The following is a 21945-nucleotide window of genomic DNA, read 5'->3' as shown; positions in this document are numbered from 1 at the left end:
GGACAGCTATCTCCTACCAGCTTAACACCAATTATCAGGTTACTTACTAAAGTGGGTGCGAAGGTGACCCAGGCCGGTCAGCGGGGGACGCCGTCGTACTACTGCCCAAAATAGGTGTTTTTAGCTACCCGTCGCCTCTGGATGCTCCCTGGCGCGCTTCTCCTCCGGCGTCTCGCCGCTATCGTCCGGGATGAACGCAGGGTCCACCTCCGTAGTAAAGTCACCCGTCCCGGGGGTGCTGTCCCCATGCTTGACGTCGGCAGGTACCGCCTGCTTTGAGGCGTCAGAAGGCGCCCTATCCCCTTTGCTCGATTCGTCCCGCTCGCTCGATTCGTCCCGCTCGCTCGATTTGTCCCGTTCGCTCGATTCTTCGCTCATAGCCTCAATGTAGGCCGGGCTTCAAGGGCTGTCGAGGCTACCAAAGACCTTGTGCGCCGCTGCCAACTCTGCTTCGCTGGGAAGGTCTCCTGCAGCGCGGGACACACCTCCAGCCCCCAAAGCAGGGAGAGCGATTGTGAAAGCAGTGACGTGGCAAGGAAGGCGCTCGCTGAGCGTTATTGATGTCCCCGATCCCACCATCCAGGAACCAACGGATGTCATTGTCCGAATAACATCGTCAGCCATTTGTGGCTCGGACCTGCACCTCTACGAAGTCCTCGGCCCCTACATGCACAAGGGCGACGTCATCGGCCACGAGCCCATGGGAATCGTGGAAGAAGTGGGCTCGGAGGTCCACCGGCTCCAGAAGGGCGACCGGGTAGTGGTGCCCTTCAATATCTCCTGCGGCCGGTGCTACATGTGCAACCAAGGCCTTCAGTCGCAGTGCGAAACCACGCAGGTCAAAGCCAAAGGTACAGGGGCTGCACTCTTTGGATACTCCGAACTCTACGGCTCCGTGCCGGGCGGCCAGGCACAATACCTGCGGGTGCCTTTCGGCGACTACGGGCCCATCAAAGTAGATTCAGACCTCCCCGACGAGCGCTATCTGTTCCTCTCGGACATCCTGCCCACAGCGTGGCAGGCCGTGGAATACGCCAACGTCCCCGAGGGAGGCACATTGGCGGTGCTCGGACTCGGCCCTGTGGGCCAGTTTGCCTCCAGAATTGGCGTCCACAAGGGTTTCCGTGTCATTGGCGTGGATCCCGTTCCCGAGCGCCGGGCGATGGCGGAAGAACATGGCGTGGAGACCATGAACTACAGCCCGGATGTCGCCGCGGAGATCCGCGAGGAGACCCTCGGCCGGGGCCCGGACGCGGTGGTGGATGCAGTGGGCATGGAAGCCCACGGCTCCCCGGTGGCATCATTCCTGCACCGGGCGGTTTCATTGCTCCCTGACAAGCCGGCGCAGGTAGCCATGGAGACCATGAGCGTGGACCGCCTTGCTGCCCTCCACACGGCAGTGGATCTGGTGCGGCGCGGCGGCACTGTTTCGCTCAGCGGCGTTTACGGTGGCCAGGCCGATCCCATGCCGCTGATGACCATGTTCGACAAGCAAGTCCAACTCCGCATGGGGCAATGCAACGTGCGCAACTGGACTGACCAGCTGCTCCCCTTGGTAGAGGACGACGCCGATCCGCTGGGAGTCATGCATCTGGTCACCCACACGGGCGGTCTGGACGACGCGCCTGACTTGTACGAGAAATTCCAGAAGAAGCAGGACGGCTGCATCAAGGTGGTGCTGAAGCCCTGATTTCCTGGAGGATCAGTTGGGCGATAGAGATGGGCGGAGGCGCCTTAGGCGAGGTGCTTTCCGCCGGTAACCCCAATAACCGAGCCGGAAATGTAGCTGGACTCCTCCGTCGCCAGCAGGACATACGTCGCGGCAAGTTCAGCAGGCTGACCGGCCCGGCCGAGGGGCGTGTCCTGCCCGAACTTCACGATCTTCTCCTCCGGCTGGGTTGGTGGTTGCAAGGGGGTCCAAATGGGTCCGGGAGCTACCGCATTGACCCGGATTCCCTTGGATCCGAGGGATTCTGCCAACGAGAACGTCATGCTGTTGATGGCTGCCTTGGTGGCGGCGTAATCGATGAGCGAGGGACTCGGATGGTAACCCTGGATTGATGAGGTATTGATGATCGAGGACCCTGGCTGCAAATGTGGCAAGGCCGCCTTGGTAAGCCAGAAGAGCGCATAGACGTTGCTCTTGAAGGTCCGGTCGAACTGTTCGCTGCTGAGGTCTTCGATCCCCCGGCTGGTAGTCATCTGGAAACCTGCGTTGTTGACCAGAACGTTCAGTCCATCGAATTCTTCGATGGTTTGGGCGATGACTTCCTGACAGAATTCCTCGTCCCGCAGATCCCCCGGCAGCGCCAGGGCACGGCTGCCCGCGGCCTCGATCAATTGGACGGTCAATTCCGCGTCCTGCTCCTCTTCCGGCAAATACGTGAACGCCACATCTGCACCTTCACGGGCGAAGGCAATCGCTACGGCTTTCCCAATCCCACTGTCGCCGCCTGTAATCAAGGTCCGGAATCCCATCATCCGGTGATGGCCCACATAGCTTTGCTCCCCGTGATCCGGCCGCGGGATCATTGCCTCGGTCCAGCCAGGGTAGTCCTGGGTTTGCGGCTCGAACTCCCCCGACGGATACATTGTCCGTGGATCTGAGGCCTCTTCCGGGTCCTCCGCCGGGTTAAGGACGTGGTTTTCCAACGCCATCGCGATGTCCTCGTCGAGGTCGGTTGTTGACTCAACCTGCCCTGAGTCGTCGGTCTGCTCGGATTCCTCTGGCTGCCCTGGTTCCTCGCTCAGCCCGGTCTCTTCGTTCCGCTCATCCTGTGCCATGCCTCATTCTAAGCACCCTGACTTTTCGCGCGCAGCGCCAGCCAGCGTGCCTATTTCCGGGCTGGCAGCACCAGTGCGCCTGACTTATCCGTGGACAAGGCAAGGGAAGAGATGAAGCGGGGTTCGCCGTCGGGACCGTCCTGGCCTGAGCGGAGCATGTCCGGGCGTTCGAACTCAAGGCCGGTGACGTGGCAGAGGAGCTTCTCGTCGCTAGGGTTTCCGTCGGCGTCGAACATGGGCAGGTCGATCCCGTCATCGGTGCGGCGGAGGTAGTAGCGGCCACGCGTGGCCAGAGCCAGGACCGGGGGAAGTACCAAAGCAAGGACGACGGCGAAAATTGGCGAATACGGCTGCACTCCGGCACCGAAAGCCCCAAAGAAGACCGCGATGGACATCCCTGCCGAGACCAGCATGGAAACGAAGCCGACCGGATTGATGGGGTAGAGCATGCCCCGTCGGAACTCAGGAACCTTGGGCGAGATCTTCAAGAGGTACTTGTTGATGGCGATATCGGAGGCAACTGTGACCACCCAGGCCATGGCGCAGTTGGCGTAGAAGCCAAGGATCGTGTTGAGGAATTCGAACATGTTCGACTCCATGAGGACCAATGCGATCACCAGGTTGACCACAACGAACACCATGCGGCCCGGGTAGGTCTTGGTGATGCGGGTGAAGGAATTGGTCCAGGCAAGCGATCCGGAATAGGCGTTGGTGACGTTGATCTTGATCTGCGAGATAACCACCAACACAACGGCCAGGGACATCGCGAGCCAGGCCGGCATCATCTCCTGGTACACGCCCAGGAATTGGTGGACTGGTTCATTGGCGTGCACGGACGCGGCGGGATCCAGCCTGGCGATCAGGTAAATGGCAATAAACATGCCTACAACCTGCTTGATGGCACCAAAAATAACCCAGCCGGGTCCGGCGAGGATTACGGCACGCCACCAAGCACCCTTGTTCTCCGCGGTCTTGGGTGGCATGAAGCGCAGGTAATCGATCTGCTCTGCGATCTGGGCCATCAACGAAAGGCAAACGCCGGCAGCCAGCATCACGGAGGCGAGATTGGTGCCGCCCTCGCCCGAAGCGCCGGTGTAGGCAAAGAAGGCGTCGATGCTTTCGGGGTGGGACAACAGCAGATAGCCGACGGGAACCACCATCAGCAGCAACCACAAGGGCGTGGTCCACACTTGCAAAGTAGCAAGGGTCTTCATCCCGTAGATCACCAGCGGAATGATGATGATGGTGGATACGGCATACCCAAGCCATTGCGGGACGCCGAGGCCCAATTGCAGGCCCTGGGCCATGATGGAGCCTTCGAGGGCAAAGAAGATAAAGGTGAAGGTCGCGAAAATGATGTTCGTGACCACTGAACCGTAGTAGCCAAAGCCTGACCCGCGAGTGATGAGGTCGAGGTCTATGTTGTAGCGGGCGGCGTAGTACGCCAGTGGAAAGCCCGTGGCGAAGATGATCACCGCGGCAACGATGATGCCGAAGATCGCATTCACGGTGCCGTAGGCGATGCCGATGTTTGCCCCGATCGAGAAGTCAGCCAGGTAGGCGATCCCGCCAAGGGCACTGGTCGCCACCACACCGGCGCTCCACTTCCGGTAGGAGCGCGGGGCGAACCGGAGTGTGTAGTCTTCCAGGCTCTCCTTCGCGGCGCTCATCGCGTCGGCGTTCCCCGCCGTCGTAACTCTTTGGGCGTCTGTCAGAAGGTCGCTCATCCGGGCTCGCTTTCAAGATTCGTGGTCGGTGCTTCGTCAACGACGCTAGTCACGCAGCGGGTCAAATCAGTCACAACGATGTTTCACAGCTGTAACTTCTGCACCAGCCGCCCGCGCCCACCAGCCATAAGGGCAGTCCAAAATCCGCTACGCCACTTTGTGCGGACCCCACAAAATCGCGTGCCGCCCCCACGGATACCGTCAAGTCCATGACGACCCAAACAACTCATCGAACCCCAGCAGGCGCTGCCTACGCCATCCTGGACATCGCACGCGAGCAGGTCCTTGAGCGCGGTAAAGGCCTCAACGAAGCCCAGCTTGTGGAGATACTCCAACTTCCTGACGAAGCGATTCCCGCTGCCATGCAGCTCGCCCACGAGGTCCGGCTGAAGCACTGCGGCGAGGACGTCGAGGTTGAAGGCATCATCTCCATCAAGACCGGCGGCTGCCCCGAAGATTGCCACTTCTGTAGCCAGTCCGGACTTTTCGATTCCCCGGTCCGTGGCGTGTGGCTGGATATCCCTGAACTGGTGAAGGCTGCCAAGGAAACAGCCGCCACCGGTGCCACCGAGTTCTGCATCGTCGCAGCTGTGCGTGGCCCCGACATCAAACTCATGAACCAGATCAAGTTCGCGATCGACCGCATCAACGAGGAAGTTGAAATCAACATTGCGTGCTCCCTGGGTATGTTGAACCAGCGCCAGGTTGATCAGCTGGCCGAATGGGGCGTCCACCGCTACAACCACAACCTCGAAACCGCGCGGAGCTACTTCCCCGAGGTCGTCACCACACACAGCTACGAGGAACGGCTGGACACCTGCAACATGGTCAAAGCCGCCGGTATGGAACTGTGCTGCGGCGCCCTGATCGGCATGGGTGAAACCCTCGAGCAGCGGGCCGAACTCGCCGCCCAACTGGCCGCATTGGAACCGCACGAAGTTCCGCTGAACTTCCTGAATCCACGTCCGGGAACGCCGTTGGAAAACCAGGGCATCATGGACGGCAAGGACGCCCTCCGCGCTATCGCCGCCTTCCGGCTCGCCATGCCGCGAACAGTACTCCGCTACGCTGGCGGCCGCGAACTGACCTTGGGCGATCTCGGCACCCGCGAGGGCCTGCTCGGCGGCATCAACGCCGTGATCGTGGGCAACTACCTCACCACCCTGGGCCGCCCCGCCACCGCAGACCTGAACCTCCTGGTGGAGCTCAACATGCCCATCAAGGAACTCCAGAAGACGCTATGACCGCGATAGGCGCCATGCAGGCGGAATACTGCGGGCACTGCGGCGGCACGGTTGCCGGCGCCCTTTTTGAGGACGTCGTTGAAGACGTTGTTGAGGACGGCACCGTCATTGGGGGCGGTACCGTTCGCAAAGGCACCAACGGCGAGCGCCCGACGTCGCACCCCCACTCGACGTCGGACTCCCACCAAGGCTGCCAGCAACGGTTGGCGATGGAACCGCCCAGGTATTGCGCGCAGTGTCGCCGCAGGATGAAGGTCCAGGTGACGCCGTTGGGTTGGTCGGCGGAGTGCTCGCGCCACGGACGGGTGTCCCGATGAGTTCGCTGATCGAGCGGGACCGGGCAAGCCTGTGGCATCCTTACGCTCCGGCGTCCGGGACGCTGCCGCTTTGGGAAGTTGAAGCGGCCGACGGCGTGGCGCTGCGGCTTCGGGACGAGGACGGCCGAACGCATGAGGTGCTGGATGCGATGTCGTCGTGGTGGTCGGTGATCCATGGGTACCGCCATCCTGTGCTGGATGCCGCGGTTCAGCGCCAGCTGGGGTCCTTCAGCCATGTGATGTTCGGTGGACTGACGCATCAACCTGCCGTGGATCTTGCCGAGACCCTGCTGTCTCTTGCACCGCAGGAACAGGGCCGCCAGCTGGAACGGGTGTTCCTGGCAGATTCCGGCTCCGTTTCAGTGGAGGTGGCCCTAAAGCTGGCCGTGCAGTTCCAGACTGCCTCCGGGCGTCCACAACGGCAGCGCTTCCTGACGGTCCGCGGTGGCTATCACGGCGACACGTTTGCCGCGATGGGCGTTTGTGATCCCGTTGACGGCATGCACTCCGCGTTCCCTGGTTTGCTGGCGGGTAATGTGTTCGCGCCGCGTCCTCCAGCCGCAGCGACGGCCACCCCAGCAGCTATCGGTGAGTGGCGGACATCAGTCGAGACGCTGGCCCGTGAGCATTCCAATGAGCTCGCAGCGATCATTGTGGAACCTGTCCTGCAGGGTGCTGGCGGGATGTTCATCTACCCGCCGGAGTGTGTGCGGATCCTCCGCGAGGTTGCCGATGCGCACGGCTTGCTGCTCATCCTGGACGAGATCGCCACGGGCTTTGGGCGAACAGGCGAGTTGTTCGCTGCGAACTATGCCGGCGTCGTCCCGGACATCCTGTGTGTCGGCAAGGCGCTCACGGGTGGGTACATGACGCTGGCCGCAACGTTGTGCACGGGTGAGGTTGCTGGGGTGGTATCCAGCGGTGATGCTGGTGCCCTACTTCACGGCCCCACGTTCATGGGCAACCCGCTCGCCTGTGCCGTGGCCAACACGAGCCTCGGGCTGCTGCGGGACGGCGACTGGCGCGCAGACGTTGACCGCGTAGGCGCAGGGCTCGCGGAGGGCTTGGCCCCGGCGTTGGAGCTCGACGGCGTGAGGGACGTCCGCATTATCGGCGCGGTGGGCGTCATTGAGTTGGCGGACGCGGTGGACGTCGCTGCAGTGACCCGGGCTGCGATCGAGCGGGGAGTGTGGATCCGTCCTTTCCGCAATCTCGTCTATACGATGCCGCCGTACATCAGCTCAACCTCCCAGATCAGGACCATCACTGCTGGCATGGTGGCGGCAGTCTCCGCGGCCGCAGACAGGCTGGAGGCCAGAGTATGAGCCTCTCCATGACCGCTTGGCTGGAGCAACAGGCAGAGGTCCGCGAGCGCCGCGGGCTGGTGCGGACGCCGACAGTGCGTGTCGCGAACGGCCCCCGCGGCAAAGAAAGCGTCCCGGGCACAGAAGCCGGTGCTGGCCGTACAGGCGGACACCGCAGGATGATCGACCTCGCCAGCAACGATTACCTGGGCCTGTCCACAGACCCGCGCTTGGCGGAGGCTGCCACGGACGCGATCAGGCGCTGGGGCACTGGCGCTGCATCATCCCGCTTGGTCACCGGCACCACCGAGCTGCATCTTGAGTTGGAGCACCACCTTGCCCTGTTCACGGGAGCGGAGGCTGCGTTGGTCTTCTCCTCGGGCTACCTCGCCAATCTGGGTGTCACCACGGCTTTGGGTGGTCCCGGAACGTTGATTGTGGCAGACGAGTACTGCCATGCCTCGTTGATCGATGGTTTTAGGCTGAGCCGCTCGGAAGTGCGGGAATTTAAACACAATGACGCTGCGGACGCGGCACGCCTCCTGGAGGGACGGACACAGCCGCGGGCCCTTGTTGTTGTTGAGTCCATCTACAGCGTCGGCGGTGACGCTGCTCCACTACAGGAGTTATTCAACCTCGCCGAGGAACACGACGCCGTGCTGCTGATCGATGAGGCCCACAGCCTGGGCGTTGCCGGCGTTGGCCCCTTCCAAGGGCGCGGCGCGGTGGCGGGCACCAGCCTGGCCGACCATCCGGGTGTTGTTCGCACTGCCACCCTGTCCAAAGCCTTGGGGAGCCAAGGCGGGGCGGTGCTTAGTTCCAGCCTCCTGCGGGAGCACTTGGTGAACCGCTCGCGTAGCTTCATTTTCGACACCGCGTTGGCCCCGCCGGCAGCGGCGGCTGCCATGGCCGCCGTCGGAATCATCCAGCGGGAACCTTGGCGCGCCGCGGCCGTCCATCACAACGCAGCCGCCCTCGCCGCCCAACTGCAACCCACGCTGGGACGCTCAGCCGCCGTCGAGCGTTCTGCCGGAGCAGTTCAATCCATCCCCATGCCTTCAGCGGAGGCTGCCTTGGCTGCGAGCCAGGCCGCGTACGCTGCCGGCGTCCAGGTGGGCTGTTTCCGGCCACCTTCCGTGCCCGACGGCGTCTCCCGGCTGCGACTCACAGCCCGGGCCAACCTCACCCCCAACGACCTCGATCACGCCTGCGCAGTGCTGCGCGACATCCTGGAGCGAACCCCATGAAACTTCCCCGCATCATCCTGGTGACCGGTACCGATACCGGCGTCGGGAAGACCATCACGACGGCGGCCCTCGCCACAGCGCTTCAGCAACGCGGCTGCTCGGTGGCGGTCTACAAGCCCTGCCAAAGCGGCAACGTAGACGGCGATTCGGACTGCGCGGAAGTGGTGCGGCTTGCCGGCCCGCTCACGGCGGAGGCCGGCATTGTCCTGGAACAGCCGCTGGCCCCTGTCCCCGCTGCTGCCTGTGACGAGGTGGTGCTGCCGCAGCTTGCTTCGCATGCCCAGCGAATCCGCGCACTGGCCAACACCCATGACCATGTACTTGTGGAAGGTGCCGGCGGGGTGCTGGTTGAGTTGGACCACGACGGCGGCACACTGGCCGACCTCGGAAGCCTCCTGGGCGACTCGGCTGGTTTCGCCGTGGTGGCGCGGCCGTCGCTGGGCACCTTGAACCACACGGCGCTGACGCTCGAAGCCCTCGATCGGAGGGGCCTGCCGGTGGTGGGTGTTGTGCTTGGCAGCTGGCCTGCGGTCCCAGGTGCAGTGGAGCGAAGCAACCGTGCCACCATCTCCGGCTGGCCCGTTCCGCTGTTGGGGGCCATCCGGCACGAAGCCGCCGCACTGGCCCCTGAAGCGTTCCGCGAACAGGCAGCCTCCTGGCTTGAGGGGGTGCCAGCATGAACACCGTCACCACATGCCCCTACAAGGTGCTGCGCGATCCTGATTCCGTCCGCGAGGTCCTTCACCGGCCTGGCGACTTCAGCCCTGCCAACGCACTTCTGGCCGTGACGCCCTTGAGCGGTCAAGCCCTCCGCATCCTGCAAAAGGCACGCTTCGCCCTTCCACCAGTCCTGGCCAGTAACCACTCCCCATCACACGCAGCTATTCGCAAGGTGGTGGCGGGCTTCTTCACTCCCGCCAAAGTTGCGGCCATGGAACCGCGTATCCGGCAGCTCTCCCGGGAGTCAGCCACGGCCGCAGCCCAACTCCTCCGTTCCGTGGGAAATGTTGATCTGGTGCAGGCAGTGGCCGCGTATCCGCCGGCAGTCATCATGCTGGAGATGCTGGGCCTCCCCGTCCGCGACCTTCCTCAATTGAAGGCGTGGAGCCTGGACTCCCTTGAGCTGTTCTGGGGATGGCCGGATCCCGCACGGCAGCTCGAGCTGGCCCACACCGCGGCGGACTTCTACACCTGGCTGCGCGAACTGGTCCTTGAATCGGTGGAGGCACCCTTGGTTCCGGGCACAACAAACCTCTTCAGGGCACTCGCAGACCACGGGCTCAGCACGCCGGAGATCTGTTCCTTGGGCTACTTCCTGCTCATCGCGGGCCAGGAGACCACCACGCAGCTCATCAGCACCACGCTCTTCCGGCTGGCCGAGGGCTCGCGGGGAATCTCCTGGGACGCGGCCTCCTCCAGCGCCAAAGCCCGCGAGATTGTTCGGCATGTGCTGGCCACCGAGTCTTCCGTGCCTACCTGGCGGCGGGTGGCCGCCCGCGATACCGAACTCAATGGCGAGCACATCCCTGCGGGGGAGGAAATCCTGGTGGAGCTGACCGGGAACCACGGCTTTCCGTGGGCAGCCGGGGTTGACACTGCGGAATCTGCCGGAGAAAGCACAGACCATCCGGGACCCACACCCTACGGCCTGGCCTTCGGCTCAGGAATCCATCGCTGCCTTGGTGCCAAACTCGCTGAGCTGGAGACCGTCGTCGTGGTTCAGGAAACCACCGCGGCACTAAAGGGGGTCCGGCTCGGGAACCCCAACCCTGAGTGGCTGCGGCTACTCTCCTTTCAGGCTCCGCGGACCGTCAGCGTCGCCCGCCCCTAGCCAGCTTGGGTGGGTAGGCTGGACTGTATGGGCGAGAGCCGGGACTTGCTGACGCCGGAGCAGCGTAGCCGAAACATGTCCAGGATCAGGGGCAAAAACACCAAGCCCGAGTTGCTGGTCCGGAAACTACTGCATGCCAAGGGGTACCGCTACCGGCTGCATGGGCAAGCCGGTGGGACCAAGCTGCCGGGCCGGCCTGATTTGGTGTTCTCCGGCCGTCGCAAAGTCATTTTCGTCAACGGCTGCTTCTGGCACTTTCATGATTGCAAGGTCGGCCTGCACTCCCCCACTGCCAATGCGGCCTTCTGGGAGGCCAAGCGCACGCGGACCCGTGAACGCGATCTGGCACAGAGGGAACAGCTGCACGCTGCCGGTTGGGACGTTCTGACGGTGTGGGAATGCGAATTGCGGGACAGCTCAGTCCTCGAAGAACGGCTGACGGCGTTCTTGGAGGGGCCGTTGGAGGGCAGGTCGCCCTATGGCGCCTTCGACCCAGCCCCGGCGGACCCAGTGGAGTCGGAGTGACCGGTGCTGGCATGGGAACCTTGCTCCCACAGCGCATACGCTGACGTTCCACCAATACCCAGAAGCACCGTCAGGCACAACACGATGATGACCACGAGGCCCGCCGAGGGTCGAACACCACCGTTCATGCTGATTTCCATTCCTTTACCCACGCCTTGCTCCCCCGGTTCGGCGATTATTCCATTTCCTTTACTTACTTTCAGGGACTTCGATCAAGACCCCCTCTGAGTCCGCTCAAGATTGGATCAAGCTTTCGCTTTCCGGCGTTGCGATACTTCCCCCGGACCTACATTTGAATCGTGCATCTATTGTTCGGAGGCGGGAGGGGCTTGGTGTCTGAGTATGACGAGTGCACAGACTCACTGGTGGATCCCGCCGTCCTTATCCAGCTTCAGGCAGAACTTGGCGGAGACCGAACCGTCGTTGGCGCTTTCGTCCGCACCTACGTGGAACTCCTGCCATGGCGCGTTGCCCGCCTGCATCACGCGCTGAATAACCTGGACATCGAAGATGCCATGGACGCTGTACTGAGCCTGAAGACCTCAAGCGAGATGGTGGGCGCCATCTGCATGCGCCGCTTGGCCGCGGAATTGGAGATCAGCATCAGGCTCCTCCCCAACGCCAGCCACCTTCAGGAGTTGAGACCGCAAGTGGAGCTGATCGAGGCTTTCGTCTTCGGCACGATCTGCGAGCTCCAACCCCCACTTCCGTAAAGATCTTCACGAAAATAAAGAAAACCATTGACTCGCTAAAAATCTTCACTATAGTTGTGTGAGTTAGCTCACCAACGAAGGATACGGCAATGACTACCGAGACTCCTGCACCGCCGGCCACCAGCGAACTGCTGGCAACTGTGGGGAACAAGGTGCGCACCATGCGCAAGGCAAAGGGCATGACCCTCGCCCAGCTCTCGGACATCACCGGCCTCAGCCAGGCGATCGTCAGCCAAATCGAACGCGGAATGGCCAACCCTTCCTTCACCACCCTCGCCCAATTGGCCCACGGCCTGGACATCCCCGTAGGGAGATTCTTCATTGGCCAGGACCACTCCACCTCACCCGTGGTCCGCAGATCCGAACGACGCAACCTTAAGAACGTCACCCGCGAATCCGTGGGCGAAGCCGTACACGAACTGCTGACTCCCAACCGCGACGGAAGCATCGAAGCGCAGTGGATCAGCACGCCCCCAGGGCACGACACCAGCGCAACCCCTTTTACGCACAGCGGTGAAGAGTTCTGCTACATCATTTCCGGCCGTAAGGACGTCTATCTGGATGGCGTCTGCTACAGCCTCGAAGAGGGCGACTCGATCACCTACTCCTCAGAGATCCCCCACTGGTACAAGAACAGCTACGAAGAGGTATGCGTAGCCATCTGGGTCAACGCACCACACGCGTGGTAACACTGCTGCCCCTCAACGGCGCCAGCGTTTTCCCTTAACTGTCCGGACACGAACCGTGGCCGCTGACAATCCTTGCCACTTTCGCACAACGCGCCTCCTCCAACAGGCGTTCCTGCGTCATACCCTCCCACGCCCTCCGGGGCGTCAGCGTAAGGACACTTCCATGCTCAACACCCAAACGACGGACAACGCCGTCCCGTCGCCAAGCACCAGCCACTCCTCCCCCGCAAAGAACGCAAAATTCACTCCCCAGGTCCGCAAAGGACTGTTGGGCCTGGGACTTGGCAACGCCCTTGAATGGTACGACTGGATGGTCTTCGGACTCCTGTCAGCCTTCATCGGACCGAACTTCTTTCCCAACACCGAGCCGCTCTCCGCCACCCTGAACGCGCTGGCCGTGTTCGCCGTCGGGTTCGCCTTCCGCCCCCTTGGCGGCATACTGCTGGGGACGCTCGCAGACCGGATCGGCCGGCGTCGGGTCATGCTCTTGTCCATCATGCTCATGGCCGGCACCACGCTGATCATTGCCGTCACGCCGAACTACGCCTCCATCGGAGCCTGGGCCGGCATAATCCTGCTGGTGTGCCGCGTCCTGCAGGGTATCTCCACAGGAATCGAAGCCCCGCTCTCCACCTCCCACGCTGTCGAACTCGCACCGGAGGGCCGCGAAGGCTACGTGGCCGGCATCATGTCCTTCTACGTGAACATCGGCATCCTGTTGGCCTCGCTGGTGAGCTTCCTCTGCAGCCTTGTCCTCGGCGGTGCAGCAATGGCCGATTGGGGCTGGCGCGTACCGTTCATCATCGGCGCCGCCTTCGGTTTTGTGGTTCTCTACCTCCGCCGCTCCCTGCCGGAAACCCTCAAGGCCGAGGAAATGGCCACGAACACCCCGCGTGCCGTGTGGTCCGGAGTCCGTAGACACTGGCTTTCCGTCCTTGCCATCATCTTCGTGGTGGGTGCAGCACAGGCCTACAACTACGCCTGGAACGTTGGCCTTCCCACCGCAGCCCGTAGCGGTTTCAAGGAAGATCCCACCGCGGTCTTCGCCCTCACCACCATCCTGGCCGTCATCCTCGTAGTGGGCAGTTGGGTCATCGGCAAGCTGGCCGACGGCAAAGCAATGTCCCGCTGGTTCCTGGTGACCCGCATCCTCGCCATCCCGTCCGTGTTCCTCATGCTGATGTACGTCCAACCGGGCATTGGCGGATTCGCGGCAGTCCTCCTGGGTGGCTCGATCGTCCTGGTCCTGAACATGACCCTTTACAACGTGGTCAGCTCCTCCCTGATGCCCAAGAACATCCGCGGTACCGGCGTCGCCTTGGGCTATGGCATTGGTGTGGCTCTCTTCGGCGGCACCGCGTCCTACCTTCTGGTCTGGTTCCAATCCCTGAACCTCACCTGGGTCTTCCCGGTCTACGTGGCCGTCCTGTCCATCCTCAGCATCGTTTTCTACCTCGCCGCACGCCGCTCCAACGGCATCTTCGTCGGAAAGTAAGGACTCACCATGAACACCCTTGAACTCAGCACTACGACGGCGGACCTCACCGCCCCCGTCATCTCACGATCCGACGTCCTGGTAGTCGGAGGTGGTCCCGCAGGCGTCGCTGCGGCGGTTACCGCCGCCCGCTCAGGAGCCAAAGTCACTCTCCTGGAACGCTACTCATCCTTGGGCGGACTCGCCTCCGGCGGTATGGTCCTGGTTCTCGATGACATGATCAACGGTCAGGAAATCACCGTCACGGGCATCGTCTCCGAATACGTGGAACGTTTGCAGAAGCTTGGCCTGGCAATCGTCCCGCCCGCCGATGACCGCAAGACCTCCGAGGAACTGTGGAACAAATGGGGCCGCTACGGCACCTTCGATTTCCACTCCCACACCAACCCCAAGCCCATCTGCTACGCCGCGGCTTTCGATCCCGATGGCTGGAAGCGCGTGTCCAACGACCTCGTACGAGAGGCCGGAGTGGACCTCCGCCTGCACTCCTGGTTCTCCCGGCCGATCGTGGACAACGGCGTGATCAAGGGCGTGATCTGCGAAACGAAACTGGGCCCGCAGGCGTTCATGGCCGACGTCGTGATCGACACCACCGGCGACATCGACGTCGCCTCCCGTGCCGGCGCCAGCTACGCCAAGGACAACTACCTCACCACGCTGGTCTTCCGTCTGGGCAATGTGAATACCAAGGCAGCCGAAGCCTTCGAACAGGCCAACCCCAAGGAAGCCCGGGCCATCAACCGCAAGATCAAGCGCCTCCTCGGCGGCGCGTGGGAACTCTGGTGGCTCAAGACCCCCATCGACGGCGTGGTCTGGTGCAACGCCCCGCACATGAGCGGATTCGACGGCGTTGACCCCGCGGACATGACTGCCGCCGAGTTCGCCGCCCGGGACCGGATCTCCGAAGCCGTGGAGTATGTCCGCGCGAACCTGCCCGGCTTCGAAAACTGCTACATGCTGGACGTCGCCTCCCAGATGGGCGTCCGCCAAACCCGGCTCCTGCAGGGCGAGTACGTCATGACCAAGGACGACGTCACCCAGCGCCGCCACTTCGCGGACACCGTTGCCCGCGGCCGTGACTACTACTACCCGTACCGCTCGCTGCTGCCCAAGGAAGTGGACCAGCTCCTGGTTGCCGGCCGCCACTACTCCGCCACCCCCGAGGCACAGAAAATGTCGCGCGAGATCCCGCCCTGCATGGCAATGGGACAGGCCGTCGGCGTTGCAGCGGCCCTCGCCGTGGAGAACAACATGTTGGTCCGTGACGTCTCCGCGCTGGATATCCAGCAGGGCATGCGCCGGCATGGTGCAGACCCAGGCGACGTGCCGTCGTCGAACGCTACCGTGGACATCGACTTGAACGCAGTGGTGCTGGCATGAGCACCGTTCTCCTCGACCAGACTGAAAGCACGACGGCGACGCACACCGCCGGGGCTCCGTCACCAACGCCCCTCCCGCTGGATGGCATCAAAATCGTGGACTTCACGCAGGTGTTCATGGGCCCGTCCTGCACCCAGCTTCTGGGCGATTACGGTGCAGACATCATCAAGGTGGAACGTCCCGGCGCAGGCGACATTTCCCGCAATTCCTTCCCGGACCAGGACGGACAGGACAACCCGATCTTCCTGTCCATCAACCGGAACAAGCGCAGCGTCTCGGTGGACACCCGCACCGACGAAGGTCGCGAGGTACTGCACCGGCTCATGGCGGATGCGGACGTAGTGGTCAGCAACTTCCGCTCCGGAGTCATGGAACGGATGGGTTTCGGCTACGAGGACCTCAAAGCTGCCAACCCGGGAATCATCTGGGCCTCGGGCACAGGCTTCGGCCCCGAGGGACCCTACGCCCATAAAGGCGGCCAGGACGCCATCGCGCAAGCCTATTCGGGAGTGATGTGGCGCCGGGAATCCGATGACACCAAGCCCTCCATCTACCCCACCACCCTGTGCGACTACATCACCGGCATGCACCTCATGCAGGGCATCCTTCTGGCGCTGCGCACACGCGAGGCATCGGGGGTGGGCCAGAAGGTGGAGGTGACCATGTACGACTCCATGCTGCACCTGCAGATGCAGGAAGCGTGCATGCAGCTCAACCGCGGCTACGAGGTCAACTGGGGCGCCATGCCGCTGAGCGGGGTCTTCGAAACCACCGACGGCGCCGTGTGCATGGTGGGTGGTTTCACGCCCGATCCCCTGGCCAGGATCTCCGAAGCACTTGGCCTGGACGAGGACCTCACCCAGCGGCCCGAATTCGCCAACCTCGAGCAGCAATTCAAGAACAAGCCGGCATTGCAGGCCATCTTCCGCGAGCGCATCGCCACCAATACCACGGAGTATTGGACACATCAGCTTGAGGAGCAGGGGCTGCTGAATGCCCCGGTGCACACCCTGGAACAGGCGTTGGCCGATGCGCAAACCGAGGCCAACGGGATGATCGTGGAAGCAGAACACCCCGGCGTCGGCACGGTCCGTATGCTGAACGCCCCCATCCGGCTCTCCGCTACCCCGCCCTCCATCCGCCGCGCCGCACCGCGCCTCGGTGAGCACAACGTGGAGGTCCTGCTGGAGAACGGCTTCGACCAAGAGGCAATCGAGCGCCTGCAGCAGCTGGGGGTTCTGCGGTGACATCCGTAATCGAGCGAGTGGACACTGTCACCCTGACCATCGAGAACCACGTGGCCACGGTGGTCATCGATCGTCAGCACGTCCTCAATGCCGTGGATGCCACTACCCATTCACGGCTCAACGAGATCTGGGCCCAGCTTGAGCAGGACCCGTCCGTGCGTGCGGTTGTCGTCACTGGTGCGGGATCCCGTGCCTTCTGCGTTGGTGCTGACATGTCGGCATCGGCCGTGGACAAGACCGGCCTTGAGTACTGGGCGGGACTGGACCCCAACGGCTTCGGTGGCCTGAGCCTGCGCACCACCTTGGACATCCCGGTCATCGCCCGGGTCAACGGCTACGCCCTTGGCGGCGGCATGGAAATTGTGCTGGGTGCCGACATCGTGGTGGCCGCCGACACCGCGAAGTTCGGCTTGACGGAACCTCGGGTTGGGCGATTGGCGCTCGACGGCGGCATCCACCAGTTGGTGCGGCGGATCCCCTATACGCAGGCCATGGGAATGCTGTTGACCGGACGCAAAGCCGATGCCGCAGAGATGCAGTCCATGGGCCTCGTCAACCAAGTAGTTCCGGCCGAAGAGCTCGACGCCGCTGTGCAACGCTGGGTGGACCAGATCCTTGCCTGCGCCCCCTCCTCGGTCCGAGCGGTGAAGCAGATGGTCACCCAGACTTGCCACCTGACGGCCAAGGAAGCCCGCGGCCTGCGACTGCCGGCTCTTATGGCGGCGTTGGACAGCGAAGACTCCGCCGAAGGAGTTCGTGCATTCCAGGAAAAGCGCGCGCCCGTCTGGCCGGGCCGCTGATCCCCCAACCTTCCACGTTCGTCCCGAAAGGAAAGAATCATGCAGCAATATTCCGTGCCCAAAAACACCCGCAAGGACAGCCTGCAACCGGGTGTCTGGGGCGTTGTTGCCACACCATTCCAAGGCAGCACGCTGGACGTGGACCTGGACAGTTTGTCCGAGCTTGTGGAGCATTACGAGGCCATCGGTGCCACGGGACTCACCGTACTGGGAGTCTTCGGCGAAGCAGCCGCACTGACGGCTGAGGAACGCCGGCAAGTGTTGGAAACGGTCGTCGAATGCACGGCGCTGCCGTTGGTGGTGGGCGTGACCGCCCTGGCCACGCGTCCCGCCATCGAGGAGGTGCGGACAGCCCAGGAAGTTGCCGGGGAACGCCTCGCAGCTGTGATGGTGCAGGCCAACTCGGCCAAGCCGGAGACGGTGATTGCGCACTTGGATGCCATCCACCGGGCCACTGGCGCCAAGGTTGTCCTTCAGGATTATCCGTTGGCGAGTGGCGTCAGTATCCCCACACCCGCTCTGATCAGGGTGGTGACCTCTTGCGACTTCGTCATTGCCGTCAAGGCCGAAGCGCCACCCACCAGCGTCGCGATCGCTGAGCTGAGTGCCGGCGTCGAGGTTTCAGTCTTTGGCGGCCTAGGCGGGCAGGGACTGCTGGATGAACTGATGGCCGGCGCAGCGGGCGCAATGACTGGCTTCTCCTACCCTGAGGCGCTCATCGCGTGTGTGCGGGCCTGGCAGGAAGAGGGCTATGAAGCAGCCCAACGCGAACTGCTCCCGTATCTGCCGCTGATCAACTTTGAGCAGCAGGCGAAGGTAGCCCTGGCTATTCGCAAGGAATGCCTGCGTAAACGGGGACTCATCAAGGACCCAGGCGTTCGCGCACCTGCAGCGGGCTTTCCCGAAGCCCTGCGCGGGAGCATGGCCACGCACCTTCGTGAGGCAGCTGCTGCCCTCGAAAATGACACGACCCCTGTAAGGAGCTTGTGATGGATCTGGGAATTGCGGGCAAGACAGCCTTGGTCGCCGCTTCCACAGGCGGGCTTGGCCTTGCCGTGGCTCGTGCCCTGGCTGCCGAAGGCGTTCGCGTGGCGATCGTGGGCCGTCGTCGGGACCGTGCGAAGGAGATCGTCGCTGAACTACAGGCCGCGTACGGAACCGGTGTTTCCGGCGCTTCCGGTATAGCGACCAAGGGCTTCGACGCCGTGGCGATCGAGGCAGACCTGACCACGCCCGAAGGCATCGAATCAGCAGTCGAACAGACGGTCGCGGACTTGGGACCCATCGACATCCTGGTCCTCAACGGCCCAGGGCCCAAACCCGGTGCCGCAGCCACGCTAAGCTCCGATGACATCGCGGCGGCGTTCGATCTCCTGGTCAAACCGCAGCACGCCTTGGTTTCGCACGTACTCCCGGGAATGCGGGAACGGCGGTGGGGCCGGATCCTGGCTATCGGTTCCAGCGGCGTGACAGCCCCACTTCCCAACCTCGCCGTCTCCAACACTGGACGGGCTGCCCTGGCCGGGTACCTCAAGACACTCGCTGCCGAAGTGGCCCTGGACGAGGTCACCGTGAACCTGCTCTTACCTGGCCGCATCGCCACGGACCGTGTCACCCAACTTGACCAGGCCGCGGCCAAGCGGCGCGGCACCACGTTGGAAGACATCCAGCTCGAATCCCGCAAAACCATCCCCGCCCGACGCTATGGAGAACCTGCCGAGTTCGGCGCGGCTGCTGCCTTCCTGTGCAGCGCGCCGGCGTCGTACATCACCGGCGTCGCGCTGAGGTGCGACGGCGGCCTGATCCGCAGCCTTTAGCCCCCTTCACGAAAACCAAAGGAACATCATGACTTCCACAGCGATTGACACGCAGGCCACCACCGACGCGCAGACGATCACCGCCCAGCACCTCATCAATGGCCAATGGCTCGGAGTCGGGGACACGCAGCGAATGAATCCGGCCCGACCAAGCGAAATCGCAGCACTCTCACCTAGCGGCACCGTCCAGGACGTCGACGCCGCCATCACCGCCGCCGCCGCAGCCCAGCCATCGTGGGCGGCCCTGCCCGCACCAGCCCGGGGCGCTATCCTCATCGCGGCCGGAAACCTGCTCAACGAACGCCAACACGCCATCGCCGAGGACCTGGTCCGTGAGGAAGGAAAGACGCTCGCGGAAGCAAAAGGCGAGGTCAAGCGTGCCTCGGACGTGCTGCGCTTCTTCGGCTCGCTGGGCTGGGCAGCAACGGGCGAAGTCCTCCCGAGCGGCCTGCCCGACACCACCATCACGACGCGTCGCGAACCGCTGGGCGTGGTGGGGCTCATTACCCCGTGGAATTTTCCCATCGCCATTCCTGCCTGGAAAACCGCGCCTGCCCTGATCAGCGGCAACGCCGTGGTGATCAAACCGGCCGAGCTCACTCCGTTGTCCACCACCCACCTGGCACGTGCCCTGCAGGACGCCGGACTGCCCGCCGGCGTGTTCAACGTGGTGCACGGCAAGGGCCGCGTGGTGGGCGACGCGCTGGCCCGGGACCCTCGCATTGCCGGCTTGTCGTTCACGGGTTCCACCAATGTTGGCCTTGGGCTGCAGGAGATCCTCAATGCCCGCCGCGCACGCGTACAGCTCGAAATGGGCGGTAAAAATGGCGTGCTGGTGCTGGATGACGCCGACCCCCGCAAAGCTGCGCAGGTAGTAGCGGCGGGCGCATTCGGCCTGACGGGACAGGCATGCACAGCAACGTCCCGCGTCTACGTGACCCCCGGCATCCGCTCCGCCTTCCTCGATGCGTTGGTTCAGGAGGCCGCCGCCTACACCACCGGTGACGGGCTTGATGGCGACGCCCGGATGGGAGCCGTAGTGAGCAAGCAACAATTCGAGCAGGACCAGGCAGCGGTGCGTACCGCCGTCGAACGCGGGGCTACACTCCTGCACGGACAGTACGACGGCGACCCCAACGGTGCGCTGTTCTTCCCGGCGGCGATTCTCACCGGACTGCCGTTCGACGACGCCGCCGTAACGGAAGAGATCTTCGGGCCAGTGGTGGCCGTTCTCGAAGTGGCCGACTACGAAACCGGCCTCTCTGCCATCAATGAATCCCGCTACGGGCTCACCGCCGGCATCTGCACGGACTCACTGGCCCTCGCGACGGACTTCGCTGACAGGGCGCAGGCAGGGGTGGTGAAGATCAACCGGCCAACTGCCGGGCTGGACCTGAACGTCCCCTTCGGCGGTGTGAAGGATTCCTCCACCAATACCTTCCGTGAGCAAGGCAGGTCAGCGCTGGACTTCTACACCTGGGGCAAGACCGTCTACACAGGCATTTAGTGCGCCATGAGCTACGTGATCGCACAGCCCTGCGTGGATGTGAAGGACAAGGCGTGCATTGACGAGTGTCCGGTGGATTGTATCTACGAAGGTGAACGCTCGCTCTACATCCACCCGTCCGAGTGCGTTGACTGCGGGGCATGCGATCCCGTGTGCCCCGTAGAGGCGATCTACTACGCTGAGGATGTCCCTGGCGAATGGACAGACTACGTCAGGGCGAACGCGGAGTTCTTCGAGGACGTGGGCCGCGATCATCCTGTAGTGATCGCGGAGCCGGTGCGAGTGGGCAGTTAGGCGGCACTGCTCGCGGTACCGGAGCGATTGGACTGCTAGAACTACAAGTGTGAAACCGCCGTGTAGGCCAGGATCGATGACCGGGAGCTTTTGATGAAAGCAATTGTTGTGTCAGATCAGTCCGCCGGAAGGGCCGGGCTCAGGATGGCCGAACGGCCGCAGCCGTCGGCATCGATAAACGATGTCATTGTTCAGGTTCATGCCTCTGGGTTCGTTCCGACCGAGGTCGAGTGGTCCTCGACCTGGACTGATCGAGCCGGTAGGGATCGGACACCCTCCATCATTGGGCACGAGGTGGCCGGGGTTGTAACCGCGCTCGGCTATGGCACGACAGGCCTGACTGTGGGTCAACGCGTGTTTGGCCTTGCGGACTGGCACCGGGACGGCACCTTGGCGGAGTACGTGGCCATGGAAGCACGTAACCTTGCGCCGCTGCCGGGCGACGTCCCCTTCACAGTTGGCGCCAGCCTGCCCATCTCTGGACTGACCGCCTGGCAGGGCTTGTTTATCCATGGCCGCATCCAGTCGGGACAGAGCCTACTCGTGCACGGTGCGGCCGGGGCAGTCGGAACGATGGTGACTCAGCTGGCACGTGAAGCCGGCGCCTACGTCATCGGCACCGGACGAACTGCCGACCGGCAGAAAGCACTTGACTTCGGAGCGCACGAGTTCGTCGATCTCGCCAATGACACCTTGCGGGAAATCGGCGGGGTTGACCTGGTATTCGACGTGATCGGGGGTGACATCCAGAAGCAGTCAGCGGCCCTGATCCGCCCCGGCGGAACGCTGGTGAGCATCACCGGGCCAGTTGAAGCCCGCCCTGCGGATGGGTTGGCAGTGGATTTCGTTGTCGAGTCGGATCGTGCGCAGCTGGTTGAGATCGTCCAGCGAATCCGGGACGGACGGCTGCGGACGAACATCGGAAACATCGGCGAATTCGACGACGCGCTCAACGCCCTTAATCCAGCCGCACGCCGGAATGGGAAGACGATCATCCAGGTGCGTGAGTAATTCAGAAGCCGTA

At 63.2% G+C, this 21945-nt stretch carries 22 protein-coding genes; 19 read left to right on the top strand and 3 right to left on the bottom strand.

Annotation, left to right across the window (positions count from 1 at the left end; all coding sequences use genetic code 11):
• Positions 1–120: 120 nt before the first annotated feature.
• Positions 121–378, bottom strand: a complete 258-nt coding sequence (locus LDN90_RS05090) for a hypothetical protein (protein ID WP_223948199.1) — start codon at positions 376–378, stop codon at positions 121–123.
• Between the two features lie 136 nt (positions 379–514).
• Here LDN90_RS05090 and LDN90_RS05085 point away from each other — a divergent pair, with 136 nt between their 5' ends.
• Positions 515–1690 carry a zinc-dependent alcohol dehydrogenase gene (locus tag LDN90_RS05085; protein WP_223948198.1) on the top strand — a complete coding sequence of 392 codons (1176 nt, stop codon included), beginning with the start codon at positions 515–517 and terminating at the stop codon, positions 1688–1690.
• A gap of 44 nt (positions 1691–1734) precedes the next feature.
• Here LDN90_RS05085 and LDN90_RS05080 read toward each other — a convergent pair whose 3' ends face one another.
• Both LDN90_RS05080 and LDN90_RS05075 read right to left on the bottom strand, forming a co-directional pair.
• A complete protein-coding gene (locus tag LDN90_RS05080; protein ID WP_223949241.1) occupies positions 1735–2658 on the bottom strand; it encodes an SDR family oxidoreductase in 924 nt (307 codons plus the stop codon).
• Between the two features lie 176 nt (positions 2659–2834).
• Positions 2835–4511 (bottom strand): hypothetical protein, encoded by a 1677-nt coding sequence (locus tag LDN90_RS05075; protein ID WP_223948197.1) that lies wholly within the window; start codon positions 4509–4511, stop codon positions 2835–2837.
• Positions 4512–4720: 209 nt separating this feature from the next.
• Between LDN90_RS05075 and bioB the strand changes: the two genes are divergently transcribed.
• From bioB to LDN90_RS04985, 18 genes are all read left to right on the top strand, one after another.
• Positions 4721–5755, top strand: coding sequence for a biotin synthase BioB (bioB, locus tag LDN90_RS05070; RefSeq protein WP_223948196.1), 1035 nt, complete (start codon positions 4721–4723; stop codon positions 5753–5755).
• Positions 5752–6072 (top strand): hypothetical protein, encoded by a 321-nt coding sequence (locus LDN90_RS05065; protein ID WP_223948195.1) that lies wholly within the window; start codon positions 5752–5754, stop codon positions 6070–6072. The genes bioB and LDN90_RS05065 overlap by 4 nt, the downstream gene beginning before the upstream one ends.
• A complete protein-coding gene (gene bioA / locus LDN90_RS05060) occupies positions 6069–7397 on the top strand; it encodes an adenosylmethionine--8-amino-7-oxononanoate transaminase (RefSeq protein WP_223948194.1) in 1329 nt (442 codons plus the stop codon). Before LDN90_RS05065 ends, bioA begins: the two co-directional genes overlap by 4 nt.
• Positions 7394–8623, top strand: coding sequence for an 8-amino-7-oxononanoate synthase (locus LDN90_RS05055; RefSeq protein ID WP_223948193.1), 1230 nt, complete (start codon positions 7394–7396; stop codon positions 8621–8623). The genes bioA and LDN90_RS05055 overlap by 4 nt, the downstream gene beginning before the upstream one ends.
• The gene (bioD, locus tag LDN90_RS05050; RefSeq protein ID WP_216926129.1) at positions 8620–9303 is read left to right on the top strand and encodes a dethiobiotin synthase; all 684 of its coding nucleotides are present in this window, start codon (positions 8620–8622) and stop codon (positions 9301–9303) included. Before LDN90_RS05055 ends, bioD begins: the two co-directional genes overlap by 4 nt.
• The gene (locus LDN90_RS05045; RefSeq protein ID WP_223948192.1) at positions 9300–10454 is read left to right on the top strand and encodes a cytochrome P450; all 1155 of its coding nucleotides are present in this window, start codon (positions 9300–9302) and stop codon (positions 10452–10454) included. The genes bioD and LDN90_RS05045 overlap by 4 nt, the downstream gene beginning before the upstream one ends.
• A 27-nt stretch (positions 10455–10481) precedes the next feature.
• A complete protein-coding gene (locus LDN90_RS05040; protein ID WP_216926127.1) occupies positions 10482–10979 on the top strand; it encodes a very short patch repair endonuclease in 498 nt (165 codons plus the stop codon).
• Between the two features lie 332 nt (positions 10980–11311).
• The gene (locus LDN90_RS05035; RefSeq protein ID WP_216926126.1) at positions 11312–11692 is read left to right on the top strand and encodes an Hpt domain-containing protein; all 381 of its coding nucleotides are present in this window, start codon (positions 11312–11314) and stop codon (positions 11690–11692) included.
• 89 nt (positions 11693–11781) lie between these two features.
• Positions 11782–12381, top strand: a complete 600-nt coding sequence (locus LDN90_RS05030) for an XRE family transcriptional regulator (RefSeq protein ID WP_223948191.1) — start codon at positions 11782–11784, stop codon at positions 12379–12381.
• 163 nt (positions 12382–12544) lie between these two features.
• Positions 12545–13876, top strand: a complete 1332-nt coding sequence (locus LDN90_RS05025; RefSeq protein WP_223948189.1) for an MFS transporter — start codon at positions 12545–12547, stop codon at positions 13874–13876.
• 9 nt (positions 13877–13885) lie between these two features.
• Positions 13886–15256, top strand: a complete 1371-nt coding sequence (locus tag LDN90_RS05020; RefSeq protein ID WP_223948187.1) for an FAD-dependent oxidoreductase — start codon at positions 13886–13888, stop codon at positions 15254–15256.
• Complete coding sequence (locus LDN90_RS05015; protein ID WP_223948185.1) at positions 15253–16503, top strand: CaiB/BaiF CoA-transferase family protein; 1251 nt, start codon at positions 15253–15255, stop codon at positions 16501–16503. Before LDN90_RS05020 ends, LDN90_RS05015 begins: the two co-directional genes overlap by 4 nt.
• Entirely contained in the window at positions 16500–17303 is an 804-nt protein-coding gene (locus LDN90_RS05010; RefSeq protein WP_223948183.1) for an enoyl-CoA hydratase-related protein, read from the top strand. The genes LDN90_RS05015 and LDN90_RS05010 overlap by 4 nt, the downstream gene beginning before the upstream one ends.
• Positions 17304–17342: 39 nt before the next feature.
• Positions 17343–18293, top strand: coding sequence for a dihydrodipicolinate synthase family protein (locus LDN90_RS05005; RefSeq protein WP_223948182.1), 951 nt, complete (start codon positions 17343–17345; stop codon positions 18291–18293).
• Complete coding sequence (locus LDN90_RS05000; RefSeq protein WP_223948180.1) at positions 18293–19120, top strand: SDR family oxidoreductase; 828 nt, start codon at positions 18293–18295, stop codon at positions 19118–19120. The genes LDN90_RS05005 and LDN90_RS05000 overlap by 1 nt, the downstream gene beginning before the upstream one ends.
• Positions 19121–19148: 28 nt before the next feature.
• Positions 19149–20627: an aldehyde dehydrogenase family protein gene (locus tag LDN90_RS04995; protein ID WP_223948178.1), complete on the top strand. Its 1479-nt coding sequence runs from the start codon at positions 19149–19151 to the stop codon at positions 20625–20627.
• A 6-nt stretch (positions 20628–20633) separates the two neighbouring features.
• Positions 20634–20921, top strand: a complete 288-nt coding sequence (gene fdxA / locus LDN90_RS04990) for a ferredoxin (protein ID WP_223948176.1) — start codon at positions 20634–20636, stop codon at positions 20919–20921.
• A 93-nt stretch (positions 20922–21014) separates the two neighbouring features.
• The gene (locus tag LDN90_RS04985; RefSeq protein WP_216926116.1) at positions 21015–21932 is read left to right on the top strand and encodes an NADP-dependent oxidoreductase; all 918 of its coding nucleotides are present in this window, start codon (positions 21015–21017) and stop codon (positions 21930–21932) included.
• The last annotated feature ends 13 nt before the right edge of the window (positions 21933–21945 follow it).

Origin of the sequence: Arthrobacter sp. NtRootA1 (genome assembly GCF_019976975.1) — a bacterium.
In the GTDB taxonomy this organism is placed as follows: domain Bacteria; phylum Actinomycetota; class Actinomycetes; order Actinomycetales; family Micrococcaceae; genus Arthrobacter; species Arthrobacter aromaticivorans.
This window is presented reverse-complemented; position numbering and strand designations above follow the sequence as displayed.